The sequence below is a fragment of the Streptomyces gardneri genome (genome assembly GCF_006539185.1).
Taxonomy (GTDB): Bacteria; Actinomycetota; Actinomycetes; order Streptomycetales; family Streptomycetaceae; genus Streptomyces; species Streptomyces gardneri.
The window spans coordinates 14264-28918 of sequence record NZ_BJMN01000058.1; the positions used below are offsets into that span (position 1 = coordinate 14264).

At 73.5% G+C, this 14655-nt stretch carries 9 protein-coding genes; all 9 read left to right on the top strand.

Features of this window, described 5'->3' with window-relative positions:
• The 9 genes from SGA01_RS35125 to SGA01_RS35165 all read left to right on the top strand — a co-directional run bounded on the left by SGA01_RS35125 (position 1) and on the right by SGA01_RS35165 (position 14644).
• On the top strand, positions 1 to 1782 hold the full coding sequence (locus SGA01_RS35125) for an acyl-CoA dehydrogenase family protein (protein ID WP_141301906.1): 1782 nt from the start codon (positions 1 to 3) through the stop codon (positions 1780 to 1782).
• A complete protein-coding gene (locus tag SGA01_RS35130) occupies positions 1779 to 2636 on the top strand; it encodes a 4'-phosphopantetheinyl transferase family protein (RefSeq protein WP_141301908.1) in 858 nt (285 codons plus the stop codon). Before SGA01_RS35125 ends, SGA01_RS35130 begins: the two co-directional genes overlap by 4 nt.
• Before the next feature lie 193 nt (positions 2637 to 2829).
• On the top strand, positions 2830 to 3090 hold the full coding sequence (locus SGA01_RS35135) for an acyl carrier protein (RefSeq protein ID WP_055643876.1): 261 nt from the start codon (positions 2830 to 2832) through the stop codon (positions 3088 to 3090).
• A complete protein-coding gene (locus SGA01_RS35140) occupies positions 3087 to 4139 on the top strand; it encodes a 3-oxoacyl-ACP synthase III family protein (protein ID WP_141301910.1) in 1053 nt (350 codons plus the stop codon). The genes SGA01_RS35135 and SGA01_RS35140 overlap by 4 nt, the downstream gene beginning before the upstream one ends.
• On the top strand, positions 4139 to 6022 hold the full coding sequence (locus SGA01_RS35145; RefSeq protein WP_141301912.1) for an HAD-IIIC family phosphatase: 1884 nt from the start codon (positions 4139 to 4141) through the stop codon (positions 6020 to 6022). The genes SGA01_RS35140 and SGA01_RS35145 overlap by 1 nt, the downstream gene beginning before the upstream one ends.
• Positions 6012 to 6308: an acyl carrier protein gene (locus SGA01_RS35150; protein WP_141301914.1), complete on the top strand. Its 297-nt coding sequence runs from the start codon at positions 6012 to 6014 to the stop codon at positions 6306 to 6308. Before SGA01_RS35145 ends, SGA01_RS35150 begins: the two co-directional genes overlap by 11 nt.
• The gene (locus SGA01_RS35155) at positions 6305 to 7060 is read left to right on the top strand and encodes a 2-oxo acid dehydrogenase subunit E2 (protein ID WP_141301916.1); all 756 of its coding nucleotides are present in this window, start codon (positions 6305 to 6307) and stop codon (positions 7058 to 7060) included. The genes SGA01_RS35150 and SGA01_RS35155 overlap by 4 nt, the downstream gene beginning before the upstream one ends.
• Complete coding sequence (locus SGA01_RS35160) at positions 7057 to 8376, top strand: FAD-dependent oxidoreductase (RefSeq protein ID WP_063785784.1); 1320 nt, start codon at positions 7057 to 7059, stop codon at positions 8374 to 8376. Before SGA01_RS35155 ends, SGA01_RS35160 begins: the two co-directional genes overlap by 4 nt.
• Positions 8369 to 14644 (top strand): type I polyketide synthase, encoded by a 6276-nt coding sequence (locus tag SGA01_RS35165; protein WP_229917571.1) that lies wholly within the window; start codon positions 8369 to 8371, stop codon positions 14642 to 14644. The genes SGA01_RS35160 and SGA01_RS35165 overlap by 8 nt, the downstream gene beginning before the upstream one ends.
• The last annotated feature ends 11 nt before the right edge of the window (positions 14645 to 14655 follow it).

The window sequence follows — 14655 nt, forward strand, 5'->3', positions numbered from 1 at the left end:
ATGTACGAACCCGATGAACTGATCGCCGCCGCACTCGGTGCCGATCCGCAGTGGCAGCCCGACCGGCTGACGCGCGCCCGCTCCCGGGTGGCCGAGATCGAAGACGGTCTCGGCGACCCCTGGAGCCCTGACAACCCCGTCGGCCTCGCCGCCGTCCTCGCCGCCGACGACTCGGGGGAGAGCTCCGTCATCGGCATCCGGCGGTTCCAGAACCTCGGCATGCCGGCCGAGATGGTGCCGGCGGAGCTCGGCGGCAAGATGGCCGGTGTCGACCTGCTCGGCCTCGTCATGCGGCCGTTCTTCCGCCGCGACCCGGCCCTCGCCTTCAGCCACGGCTTCACGCCCTTCCTGGGCGCGCAGATGGTGTGGCTCAACGGGGACGCGCGCCAGCGCTCCCGGATGGCCAACGTCGTCCTGCGCGGCGGCATGGTCGGCGTGGCCTGCCAGCGCTTCGAGCACGAGAGCGAGTTCCACGCCCAGGAGTTCACCGCCACCTGGGCCGAGGACGGCATGCTGCGGCTCAACGGCAGCAAGGGCGCCATCAACAACGCCCACACCGCCGAGCTGATCGTCGGCTTCGTCTCCACCGGCGACGGCGCCACCGACTACTCGATCCTCATGTTCGACCCGGCCTCGGTGCCGCCCTCCCGCGTGCGCGCGCTGCCCCGGCACCGGACGACCGGGGTCCGCGGAGTCCAGGCCGCCGGACTGGAGTTCCTCGACTGCCCGCTGCCCGGCGAGTCCCTCGTCGGCACCTGGGGCGACGGCGTGGCGCTCAGCCTGCGCGCCTACCCGGCCGTGCACGCGGCCTTCCCTTCGATGGCCATCGGCCTCGCCGACACCGCCCTGCGGTCCGCCGTGCGCGCCGCCCAGGAGCGCGACTACGGCACCCAGGGGCCGGTGGGCGACGCCTCGGCCCGCTCCGCGCTCGCCGGTACCTTCGCGGACCTGCTGATCGCGGACTGCCTGTCCCTGACGGCCGCCCGCTCCACGCACCTGCTGCCCGAGCAGTGCGACGTGCTCGCGGCGGTCACCAAGTACATCGTCCCGAAGATCGTCGGCGAGGCGCTCTACGACCTGTCGGCGGTGATGGGCGACGCGTTCCACGCGGAGAGCGGGCACGACGCCGTCTTCCGCAAGCAGCTGCGCGACCTCTCCACCATCACCTTCGGGCATGTCAGCAGCGCCATCTGCCAGTCCGTCATCGCGCCCTACCTGCCGGCCCTCGCCTTCGTCGACCCCGACGCCGCCACCACCCCCGCCGACCTGTTCCGGCTGGAGGTGCCCCTGCCGCCGCTCGACGGCGAGCGGCTCTCCGGCTTCGGCGGCGACGACCGGCTGCTCGACTACCTCGGGCACGCCGCCGGACAGCTGCCCCTCGCGCTCACCGGCCTCCCGCACGCCGACCTGCTGACCGGCCTCGTGGCCGGGCTGTGCGAGGAGGCCGCCGAGATCCGCCGGGAGGCCGCCGAGCTCACCGGCGACGGCGGTGAGGACGGCCTGCTGTTCGACACGCGCTCCTTCCCCCTCAGCGAGCGGTACGCGCTGCTGCTCGCCGCCTCGGCCTGCGTCGGCGTCTGGCTCAACGCCGGCGTCGGCCCCGACGAGTTCCTCGACGAACCGGCCTGGCTCGTCCTCGCCCTGCACCGGCTGCTGCGCCGCATCGGCCGTTCCGTACCGCCGCTGCCCCGCGAGATCGAGGCCCTCACCTGCGAGGAGGTCCTGGCGCGGGTCCGCGTCCCGCAGAGCCTCGACCTGCTGCGCACCGGACTCGCGGGATGACGGCAGCCGCGCCCGAACGGGTCTTCCCGCCCGAGCCGAGCCGTGTCGGCGGCCCGGCCGGGCCCTGGGCCAACCTGCTGCGCGACCTGGAGGGATCCGGCTTCGGCATGGTGCACGCCTCGCTCGGCGAGTGGCGCACCCAACTGCCGCCCGAGGACGAGCGCAAGGAGCTCCTCGGGCGGGACTGGGAGCGGTACAGCAAACTCGCGGGAGCCCCTCTGCGGGAACGTTTCCTCGCAACCCGCATGCTCATCCGGCACACCGCCGCCGTCGCCCTGGGCACGGAACCGTACGCCCTGGAGCTGCGGTACGGGCTCAACGGCCGCGTCCACCTCCGGGGCTACGACCAGATCGACGTGAGCCTCAGCCACACCGCCGACCTGCTCCTCTGCGGCATCACCTCCCTCGGCGTCGTCGGCATCGACACCGAACCGGCCGACCGCCGGCTCAGCGGCCAGGACGTCGAGGGGCTGATGTGCACCGAACCGGAACGCAAACGGATCGCCCGCGCCCCCGAGGCGGAGCGCAACGGACAGCTCCTCAGCCTCTGGACGCTGAAGGAGGCCTACAGCAAGGCGCTGGGACAGGGACTGCGCTTCCCCTTCACCGAGTTCGGCTTCCGCATGGAGGACGGCGAGGGGGACGGGGCGGGCCGCGCCGCACGGCTCGAACGCGCCGACGGGACGCTCGTCGAGGACCACACCTGGCGGTTCGCCACCTGCCCCGTGCCCGGAGGCCACGTCGCCGCCGTCGCCCTCCAGGACACCCGGCGCTCCGGCCGGCCCGACACCCGGGCCAGCACCGCCCTGAACCGTCAGATCCTGGCCGCCATCAGGCAGTCCAGGCCCGCCTGACCTGGATCTACCTGCACTCAAGGGGTCGTCGAGTCACCCCCGCCAAGGTGGAGGAGCCGGTGGGGCCTCCTCGGGATCCGAGGAGGTTTCACACCGCAGGCGCCCGGGTCGGGGCAGCCGGCCACAAGCTCGCTGCCCCGCCCCCGATCGCGCCGGAGCGGATGAATCTGCCGTGGCGAAGGGGTAATTGACGATGGCACAACTCACCCTGCGGGAGCTGGGCGAGATCCTTCTCGAGTTCCAGGACCGGGAAACGCCGGGCGTCCTCGACACCGGCAGCCTCGACGTCGTCTTCCAGGACCTGGGGTACGACTCGCTGGCGCTGCTCCAGACCACCGGCCGTATCCAACGCGAGTACGGCGTCGAACTGGACCGGGACGGGGTGGCCTCGGCGGAGACGCCGCGCGCACTGCTCGACCTGGTCAACACCACATTGACTGGAGCGACGGCATGAGGCTCACCGGATTCAGCGAAGTCCTTCCGGGCGAACCCGTCACCAATCGGGACATGGCCGAGCGGTTCGGCCTGCACGAGAAGTGGCTGGACATGATGACGGGCAACCGGACCCGCTACTTCTGCGCGACGGACTCCCCACCCTCCGTACCCAAGAGCACCGGCGACCTCGCCGTCGCCGCGGCCACCGCGGCCCTCGCGGACGCCGACGTGGACGTCGCCTCGCTCGACTTCCTCGTCCTGACCACCGCGTCGCCCGACCACCTGATGCCGGCCACCGTCAACCTGGTCGCCGACCGCATCGGGCTCAACGACGTCCCCACCTTCCAGCTCATGTCGGGCTGCGCCGGCGCCCTCACGGGCCTCTACACCGCCCGCGCGCTCCTCGCCTCCGGGCTCCGCCGCGGCCTCGTCATCGGCGCCGACACCTGCCTCAACTTCTTCCCGTCCAGCGGGCAGATCGAGGCCATGTCGCCGGCCGAGCTCATCAACTTCGCCCTCTTCGGCGACGGGGCCGGCGCGGCCGTCGTCGACGCCGACCCGGACGGTCCCGGCCTGCTCGTCGAGCACCTCTTCCTGCGGACCACCGGCATGGGCCGCAAGCCCGCGCAGACCGCCCGCTGGTTCGGCGTCGAGGGCGCCCCGCTCCTGGACGGCCCCGACGGCCCGTACCGCGAGTCCTGGGGCGAGGAGGACTACAAGGCCATCGAGCACCATGTGCCCGAGCACGCCGAGTCCATCTTCAAGGAGCTCACCGCCGAGACCGGCTGGCAGCTCGACGAGGTCGAGCACGTCCTCCTCCCGCAGCTCAACGGCGTCATGACGGACTCCATCCGCAAGCGCCTCGGCGTCCGCCCCGAGCAGGCCGTCAACTGCGTCGCGGACACCGGCAACAACGGCAACGCCGTGCCCTTCATCCAGCTCAACCGGGCGATGCGGCGCATCCGCTCCGGCCTCGGCGTCGAAGGACGGCTCCTCGTCGCCAACGTCGAGTCCTCCAAGTGGATCACCTCGGGCCTCGCGCTGCGCCACCAGAACGGAGCCCGGTGATGACCGGCGACGCCCTCACCGAACTCCGCGCCCTCAAGCGCGCGGGCATCGCGGACTCCGCCGACCGCGTCCCCGGACTGCTCCGCTCCCTCGACGACGCCCTCGACCGCGAGGCCGCCGGGATGCTCCTCGGCGGCCGGGCCGTCCGCACCGCGCTCGCCTCCACCGGCCGGTACACGCCCGTGGCCCTCGGGCTGCTCGCGAGCTCCACCGTGGACCCGCTGCCCCACCTGCTGACCGCCGCGCTCCTCGCCGAGGGCGTCCAGCCCGAGACCGGCACCACCGGCTTCAACCAGTGGCGGTTCGAGATCCTCTCCGGCGCCCCGAACCTCAAGGAGCTCGCCCCCGCGGTCACCGCCTGCCTCCTCGACGACACCGCCGTCTTCGAGAAGGTCGCCGACCCGCTGGACGCCGCCGAGGTCGAGGCGCGGTGCGCCGCCCTCCCCGCCGAACTCGACGCCTGGCTGACGGCCTTCGAGGGCGCGCCCGGCGGTGTCGCCGTACTCAACACGCTGCCGCTGTCGGCGCTGCGCCGCGACCGCTACGTCGACTACGCCACCAAGGCCCGTGTCGAAGCGGCCTGGCACCGCATGAACGCCGGGATCCTCGACCTCGCCGGCCGTCCGAACGTCGTGGTGCTCGCCACGGACGGCCTCGCCGCGCGTGCGGGCTCGGCCGCCGCCACCGACCGGATGCGGCACATCGCGGGCCACGCCTGGAGCCAGGAGTTCCTCGACGTCTACGCCCGCGAGGTCGCCCGGGTCGTCCTGGCCCGCCTCGGCCGCGCCAGGAAGTGCCTCGTCCTCGACCTCGACCACACCCTGTGGGGCGGCGTCGTCGGCGACGACGGGATCCCCGCACTGAAGATCGGCGGCTCCTTCCCGGGCTCCGCCCACGCCGAACTCCAGGCGCTCGCCAAGGACCTGTCCCGGCAGGGCGTCCTGCTCACGGTCTGCTCCAAGAACGACGACTCCGTCGCCCGCGAGGCCGTGGCCGGCCACCCCGACATGGTCCTCGGCCCGGACGACTTCTCCGCCTTCCGTGCCAACTGGGACCCGAAGCCCGGCAACGTCGCCTCGATCGCCGCCGAACTCAACATCGGCACCGACTCGATGGTCTTCGTCGACGACAACCCGGCCGAGCGCGGCCTCATGGAGGCCCAGCGCCCCGAGGTCACGGTCGTCGCCCTGCCGGACGACCCCGCGGGGTACGCCTCCGCCGTCGCCCGCGCCGGTCTGTTCAACCAGTTCGCCCTCACCGACGAGGACCGTGTGCGCGGCTCCCTCTACCGGGCGCGCGCCCAGCGCGACGAACTGCTCCAGACCGCCGTCAGCGTCGAGGACTACCTCCGGGAGCTGGCCTCCGAGATCACCGTCGAGGAGTACGGGACGCTCAACGGCGCCCGCATCACGCAGCTCTTCGGCAAGACGAACCAGTTCAACCTGACCGGCATCCGCTACGGGGCCGACGAGGTCGCCCGGCGGGTCGAGACCGGACAGGCCGCCTTCTTCGGCGTCCGGGCCACCGACGCCTTCGGCGACAACGGACTCGTCGGCGCCCTGGCCCTCGTGCGGGAGACCGCAGGACCGGACGGCGAAGGGGACTGGGCGATCGAGAACTTCGTCCTGTCCTGCCGGGTCTTCTCCCGATCCATCGAGCAGGCCGTCGTCGGCCTGGTCCTGCGCGCCGCGCTCGACGCCGGGGCATCCGGCGTCCGCGGCCGGCACGTGCCCACGGCCAAGAACGGCCGCTTCGCGGACTTCTACCCCTCCCTCGGGTTCACCGGGCAGGACGGCGACTTCCGCCACGACCTCACTCAACTCGCCGAACTGCCCGACTGGGTGGCGGTCGGCACCGGCGAAGGGAAGTTCCATGCCCCTTGAGGCGACCCCCAACGAGCCCACCGAGCACGACCGGGACGCCGCCGTGGCGTTCGTCGTCGAGGCCGTCGCGCAGCTGCTCGACGTCGACGAGGACACCCTCGCCCTCGACGCCCCGCTCGAGGCCATCGAGGGCTGGGACTCGGTCAACCAGCTGCGGATCCTCGTCTACTTGGAGCGCGAGCTCGGCTCCTCGCTCGACTACGACCGGTTCACCGCCGCCGAGACCCTCGGCGCGCTGGCGTCCCTCGTCGCCGACACCGAGGCCGCCGCCGGAGCCCGGGCATGAGCGCGGTCACCGCCCCGCTGCCCGCCGCCCGCAAGCAGACGCTGGTCTTCCTGGAGGACGCCCGGCGCACCTCGCACGTCTATCTGATGACCGAGGTCGACGCGACCGCCCTCAAGGCCGCCCGCACCCGGGCCGCCACACCGGTCAGCTACGTCAGCTACGTCGTCAAGGCCACCGCCGAGGTCCTCGCCGACTACCCGGACGCCCGCGCCGTCATCCTCGGCGGCCGCTCCCCGAAGCTGACCACCTCGCCCGAGGTGCACGCCAAGGTGCTCTTCGACAAGACCGTCGAGGGCCAGCGCTGCGTCGTCTCCGGCATCGTGCGGGACGTCCAGGCCCTCGACGTGACCGCCGTCCAGTCCGCCATCGACCTCTACAAGACGGCGGACGTCGACGACCAGGGCCCCTTCGCGAACATCAAGCGCCTCCAGCGCCTGCCGCTGCCGGCCTTCCGCGCCGTCTACCGGACCATGATGCGCAACCCGGTGCGCCGCGCCGCCCTCCAGGGCACCTTCGCCGTGACCTCCATCGGCCACGAGCAGGTCGGCGCGATCCTGCCGCTCATCACCGGAACGCTCGGCCTGGGCGTCGGCCACATCGCCGACGCCCCCGTGGTGCGCGACGGCGCCGTCGCCGTCGCGCCCGTCTTCACCCTCTCGCTCGTCTTCGACCACCGCGTACTCGACGGCGCGATGGCCGCCGAAATCCTCGCGGGCATCAAGAACCGCCTGGACAACTGGGAGTTGGCATGACCGAATCCGCCCACCAGGGCAGCTCCGCCGGAATACCCGACGAGACCGACGTCCTGATCGTCGGAGGCGGTCCCGCCGGCTCCCTGCTCGCCTGTCTGCTGGCCCGCCGAGGCATCCGTACCGTCCTCGTCGAGAAGCAGACCAGCCTGGAGCGCAGCTTCCGCGGCGAGACGATCGCCGCTCCGTCGGTGGCCTCGCTCAACCAGCTGGGCTTCGGCCCGGCGCTGCGCGAGCACGGCTTCCTGGAGACCACCGCCGTCACCACGATCGCCGAGCAGCGCCCCGTCCTGCGCGTCGACTACTCCAAGTTCGCCGGCCTGCCGCTGCCCATCGACATCCCGCAGCCCGGACTGATCCGCATCTTCAACCGGCACACCGCCGAGCTGCCCGGCCACACCTACCTCTCCGGCTGGTCCTTCGCCTCCCTCGTCGAGGAGGGCGGGACCGTCCGCGGCGCCGTCCTCACCCGGCGCGGCGAGAAGGTCACCGTGCGGTCCCGGATCGTCATCGGCGCCGACGGCCGCTTCTCCAAGGTCCGCAAGGCCTCCGGACTCGTCGCCGACGTCCAGCCGATGGCCCGCGACTTCCTCTCCTTCCTGGTGCCCCGCCCGCCGGAGTGGGGCAGCGAGGCCCAGCTCGTCATCGAGGGCGACCGCCACCTCGTGGTCCTGCCGACCTTCCCCGACTCCCTGCGCATCGGGCACAACCTGCCCAAGCGCGGCCTCGGGGACCTGCGGGCCGCCGGCTTCGACGCGTTCAAGCGCGGCATCATGGCGATCTCCCCGCAGCTCGCCCCGCTCGTCGACGAGCACCTGCACACCTGGGACGACACCGGCTTCCTGGAGATCTTCACCGCCGAGCTGGAGGAGTGGGCCCGCGACGGCCTGCTGCTCATCGGCGACGCCTCGCACACCGCGACCCCCATCCTCGGCCAGGGCGTCAACCTCGCGATGCAGGACGCCATCACGATCGTCCCGGTGATCGCCGCGTCCCTCGCCAAGGGCGGACAGGACCGGGTCGTCACCAAGGCCGAGCTCGCCGACTTCGTCGCCAAGCGCCGCGCCCACAAGATCCACGTCACCGGCTTCCAGCGGATGCAGGAGGGCCTCCTCGCCATCGGCGACCCGCGCGGCATCAAGCTGCGCCGCCTCCGCTTCCGGGTGCTCAACTCGATCCCCGGCAAGTACCGGATCTTCAACAAGGTCATCAACGCCCGCCACGAGATCGACCCCGTCGACCTCGCCGCCGCCCGGAACGCCCCGGCGCCCACGCCCGCCACCGCGAGCCCGGTCCTTCAGGAGGCGAGCCGTGACTGACCTGCCACAGAACAGCGACGGGCACGGCGACCCCCAGCGGGACATCGCGATCGTCGGCATGGCCGGCCGGTTCCCCGGCGCCCCCGACGTGGACCGCTACTGGAAGCTCCTGACCGCGGGGGAGGAGGCGGTACGCCCCGTACCGCCCGAGCGCTGGGACACCTCCGCCCAGCTCGACCCCGTCAAGAAGATCCCCGGCTTCGCCGGACTCGTCGACGACGTCGACCAGTTCGACCCCGGCTTCTTCGGCATATCCCCCCGCGAGGCCGAGGAGATCGACCCGCAGCAGCGCCTCATGCTGGAGGTCGGCTGGCAGACCCTGGAGGACGCGGGCATTCCCGCCTCCAAGGTCCGCGGCACCCGTACCGGCGTCTACGTCGGCGCCCTCTGGCACGACTACGAGATCGCCCGTAAGGAGCGCGGGGTCCGGACGACCCAGCACAGCGCCGTCGGCAACGGCCTCGACATCGTCGCCGCCCGCCTCTCGTACTTCCTCGGCCTGAGCGGCCCCAGCCTCGTCGTCCAGACGGGCTGCTCCTCCGGCCTCGTCGCCCTGGACCTCGCCGTCGGCGCCCTGCGCTCCGGCGAACTCGAAGGCGCCTTCGTCGGCGGCGTCAACCTGATCCTGATGCCCGACAACTCCATCGGCCTCACCCACTTCGGCGGCCTGTCGCCGGACGGCCACTGCCGGGCGTTCTCGGCCCAGGCCAACGGCTTCGTCCGGGGCGAGGGCGCCATCAGCCTCTACCTCAAGCGGCTCGACACGGCCCTCGCGGACGGCGACCGCATCCACGGCGTCATCGTCAACAGCGCCGTCAACAACGACGGCGGCGGCCACAGCCTCGTCTCCCCGAACGTCGAGGCCCAGACCGACCTGCTCCGCCGGGTCTACGCCGAAGCGGACGTCCACCCCGACCGCCTCCGCTACGTCGAGGCGCACGGCACCGGCACCCTGCGCGGCGACCCGATCGAGGCCGAGGCCCTCGGCACGGCGCTCGGCACCGCGCGCAGCGTCGAGGCCGGCCCCCTCCTCATCGGCTCGGCCAAGTCGAACATCGGCCACCTGGAAGCCGCGGCCGGACTCGCGGGCATCGTCAAGACGATCCTCGCGCTCAAGCACCGCACCATCCCCCGCACCCTCCACGCCGAGGAGCTCAACCCGAACATCCCCTTCGGCGAGCTGAACCTTGACGTCGCCTCCCAGCCGGCCGACATCCCCGCCGACGGCACCTGGTACGCGGGCGTCAACTCCTTCGGCTGGGGCGGCACCAACGCCCACGTCGTGCTCCGCACGCCCCCGGCGCAGGAGTCCCCGGCGGACGAGGCCACCGGTCCGCTGCTGCTGCCCCTCACCGGTCACAACGACGCCGCCCTGCGGCAGCGCGCCGCCGACGTGCTCGACGCCCTGACCGAGGACGCCACGACGGCCGAGGCGGTCGCCCTCGCCGCGACCCTCGGCCGGGAGCGCGACCACTTCGCCGCCCGCACGGCCGTCGTCGCCGAGGACGCCGCCGAACTCCTCGACAGGCTCCGCGCGTTCACCGAGGCCGCGCCCGACGCCGAGCTGCCCGGCACCTTCACGGGACGCGCCAAGGAGCGCGGCAAGGTCGCCTTCGTCCTCCCCGGCCAGGGCTCCCAGTGGGCCGGCATGGGCCAGGACCTGTACGCCCGGTCGCCGGTCTTCGCCGAGACCGTACGGCGCTGCGCCGAGGCCCTGAGCCCCCACATCTCCTGGGACCTCACCGCCGTCCTCTCCGGCGCCGCCGGCGACGAGTGGCTCGAACACAACGACCAGGTCCAGCCCACCCTCTGGGCCATGTCCATCGGCATCGCCGAGATGTGGCGCGCCGCCGGCGTCGAGCCCGACGTCGTCATCGGACACAGCCAGGGCGAGGTCACCGCCGCCACCATCGCGGGCCACCTCTCGTACGAGGACGGGGCGCGCATCATCGCCCTGCGCAGCGCGCTCGCCAAGCGCACCGCGGGCCGCGGCCGGATGCTCGCCGTCGACCTCGACGTCGAGGGCGCCCTCAAGGCGCTCGACGGCTTCGAGGACACCGTCTCCCTCGCCGTCAACAACGGACCCTCGTCCTGCGTGCTCTCCGGCGACACCGACTCCGTCCTCATGCTCCGCGAACTCCTGGAGGCCGACGGCACCTTCTGCCGCCTGGTCAACGTGGACTACGCCTCGCACAGCCACCACATGGACGAGCTCACCGACGAGCTGATCGAGGTCCTCGCGCCGATCCGCCCCCGGCGCGGCGCCGTCCCCCTGATGTCCACCGTCGTCGGCCGCGAGCTCGACGGCGACTCCCTCGACCCCGCCTACTGGGCCGCCAACCTCCGGCAGCCGGTGCTCTTCGCGGACGCCCTGGGCAAGCTCCTCGACGCCGGCGTCACCCACGTCGTCGAGATCAGCCCCCACCCGGTGCTCTCCCCGGCCGTCGAGCAGCTCGCCGCCACCCGGGAGGGGCCGGTGGCCGTCCTCGGCAGCCTCCGCCGCCAGGAGGGCTCCCTCGGCGACTTCACGCAGGCCCTCGCCCGCGCGTACGTCCAGGGCCTCGCGCCCTTCGGCGGGCTGCCCGCCCGGGCCGGCGCCCCCGTGCCCGCCTACCCCTGGCAGCGCTCCCGCTTCTGGCTGCCGGACGCCGTGCGCCGTACCGCCGGACCCGGCGGACTCGCCTTCGAGTTCTCTCCGGCCAGCACCGAGCAGGACGTCCACGAGGGCCGCACCGAGCTGTCCCTGAACGACCTGCCGTGGCTCCGCGACCACCAGGTGTACGACGCCGTCGTGCTGCCCGGCGCCGCCATGCTGGCGCTCGCCGTCGCCGCCGCCCGGGCCCGCACCGGCGAGAACCCCGGCGCCCTGCACACCGTCCGGTTCCGCAGCGACCTCACCCTCACCGACGAGCCCGTCCGCCTCGGCGCCGTCTGGCGCGAGGACGGGGCCGCGTCGGCGGGCTTCACCCTCGCCTCGCTCGCCCCCGGGGCCGACGGCTGGACCCGGCACGCCACCGCCCGCGTCGGCGGTGACACCGACCCCGACCTGCCCGCCTTCCCCGGTACGCCGGCGGGCGCCCGGGACGTCGAGCCGGACGACTTCTACGCGTCCTGCGGCGAGCGGGGCCTCAACTACGGGCCCGCGTTCCAGGGCCTGCGCACGCTGAGCCTCGCCGAGCGCGAGGCGCTCGCCGAGGTACGGCTCCCGGACCGCTGCCTCGCCGGGGTCCGCCCGGGCGAGCTGCACCCCGCCCTGTGGGACGCGGCGCTCCAGGTCACCCTGGCCCTGCTGCCCGGCGACGCGACCGTGGTCCCCACCGCCGTCCGGCGCGTCGACTACGCCCTGCCGCGCGACGCCCACGTCTCCGTGCTCCTGGCGCACGCCGTCCGCAACGACGACGACACCTTCGACCTGGTCTGCTACGACGAGGACGCGCGGCCGCTGCTGCGGATGGCCGGACTCGCCTTCCAGACCATCGAGACGGCCACCGCCGAGGGCGTCGACCCGGCGCGACTGCACCGCTTCGCCTTCCGGCCCGCCGAGGAGGCGCCCGCCGCCGGCGACCGCGCCCCCGGGCACTGGGTGGTCTGCGACGCCTCGGGGCACGGCGCCGAGCTCGCCGCCGCGCTCACCGCCGCCGGTGCCAGCATCGACGTCCTGAAGGCCGACCCCACCGACCCCGCCGCCGTCGAGGTCCTCGCCGCCGCGCTCCGCGAGAGCGACCGGGCCGCCGGCCTCGTCTTCCTCGCACCCGGCGCCGACCGGGGGCTGGACGCCCAGCGCGCCGGCCTGCTCACCCTCGCCGGGACGGTCAAGGCGGTCACCGCGCTGCCCGTGCCGCCGCGGACGTTCGTCGTCACCGACGGCGCCCAGTCCGTACCCGCCGAGCCCGCCGACACGGCACCCGACCCGGGCGCGGCCCTCTACTGGGGCTTCGGCCGCGTCCTGCGCCGCGAGCACCCCGAGCTCGCCGCGACCCTCCTCGACGTCCGCACCGGCGACGACGACTGGGCCGGGTCCTGCGCCCGGCAGCTGCTCGTCGCCGACGCCGAGGACCAGGTCGTCCTGCGCGGCACCGACCGCCACGTCGGCCGGGTCGTCCGCGGCGAGGAGAGCGAGGAGAGCATCACCGCTCCCTGGGCCGGCCCCGCCCAGCCCTTCCGGCTCAGCCCCGACGGCACCGGCCTCTGGGAGGGCCTCGCCTTCCGCCCGTACGCCAGGACGGCCCCCGCCGCCGGGCAGGTCGAGGTCGAGGTCACCGCCGCCGCCCTCAACTTCATCGACGTGATGAAGGCGATGGGCACCTACCCCGACACCTCGGCGGGAGCGGGCCTCATCGGCGGCGAGTGCGCCGGCGTGGTGGCCGCCGTCGGCCCCGGCGTCACCGGCCTCGCGGTCGGCGACCGGGTCGTCGCCTGCGGCTTCGGCGCCGTCGCCTCCCACCTCACCGTGCCCGCCGGGCACGTCAGGCCCGTCCCCGCGGCCCTGACCGACGCCGAGGCGGCGGGACTGCCCCTCGTCACCGCCACCGCCTGGTACGCGCTCGCCGAGCAGGCCGGTCTGGAGGCCGGCGAGACCGTACTGATCCACTCGGCGGCCGGCGGCCTCGGCCTCGCCGCGGTCGGCGTCGCGAAGGCGCTCGGCGCCACCGTCATCGCCACCGCCGGCACCGAGTCCAAGCGGGCCGGACTGCGCGCCCTCGGCATCGACCACGTCTTCGACTCCCGGGACCTGTCCTGGGCCGAGGACGTCGCCCTGGTCACGGGCGGCCGGGGCGTGGACGTCGTCCTCAACTCGCTCTCCGGCGCGGCCATCGACCTCGGTCTCGCCGCCCTCGCCGAGGACGGCCGGTTCGTCGAGGTCGGCAAGCGGGACATCTACGCCTCCCGCACGATCAGCCTCCGCGACTTCGCCAAGGGCATCAGCTTCTCCGCCGTCGACGTCGCGGGGCTCATCACCCGCCGCCCGGAGCGCTTCGCCCGCCTCCTGGACGCCGTGTGGCAGAAGGTCACCGACGGCACCCTGCCGCCGCTGCCCGTCACCCCGTACGCCTTCGACCGGGCCGCCGAGGTGCTCCGCACCATGGCGCGCGGCGAGCACACCGGCAAGCTGGTCCTCACCGAGCCCGGCCGGGTCACCGCCGTCGTCCCGGAACCGCTCCCCGAGGGACGGCTGCGTCCCGACGCGAGCTACCTCCTCAGCGGCGGTCTCGGCGCGCTCGGCCTCTCGCTGGCCGAGCACCTCGTGGAGCACGGCGCACGGAGCCTCGTCCTCCTCGGCCGCTCCGCACCCGGCGACGCGGCCCTGGCACGGATCGGGGCGCTGCGGGAGCGCGGCGCCACCGTCACCACCTTCCCGGTGGACGTCGCCGACCGGGACGGACTCGCGGCCGTACTCGACCGCGTACGGGCCGAACTGCCGCCCCTGAGGGGCGTGTTCCACGCCGCCGGCGTCCTCGACGACGCGGTCCTCGCCAACCTCACCGGCGCCCAGCTCGACAAGGTCCTCGCCCCCAAGGTGGACGGCGCCCGGCACCTGGACGCCCTCACCGAGGACGATCCGCTCGACCTGTTCGTCCTCTTCTCCTCGGTCGCCGGCCTCGTCGGCAACCCCGGACAGGCGGGCTACGCCGCGGGCAACGTCTACATGGACGCCCTCGCCCAGGCCCGAAGGCACCGCGGGAGGCCCGCGCTCGCCGTCCAATGGGGACCGTTCGCCGACATCGGCCTCGCCGCCGACGAGGCGATCCGCGGCGAACGCCTCGCCGACCACGGCATGACCGGCTTCACGGCCGCCGAGGGCTGGCAGGCGCTCTTCCACCTCCTGGACGCCCCGGGACAGGTCGTGTCGTACGTCCCCCTGGACGCCCGGCACTGGTTCGACGCGTACCCGGAGACGGCCGCACAGCCCAGCTGGCGTGCCATCGCCGAGCTCGCCAAGGACGGCGCCACCGCCGGCGGCGGGGCCGAGGAGTTCCTCGGCCGGCTGCGCGGCTCCTCCGACACGGAGCGGCCCGTCCTCGTCGAGGGCAAGATCCGTGAACTCGCGGGCCGTGTACTGCGGCTCGAGGCGGGCTCCATCGACCGTGAAGCTCCTTTCAAGTCACTTGGGTTGGACTCACTGATGAGCCTGGAGCTGCGCAACCGCCTCGAAATGGCCTTCGGGATGAAGCTGTCGCCCACGCTGCTGTGGACCTACGGCACCACGGCGGCCCTCGCGGGAATGCTGACCGGACGTCTCGGCGGGACCGACGACGCCCACCCGTAAGGCGAGTGGAG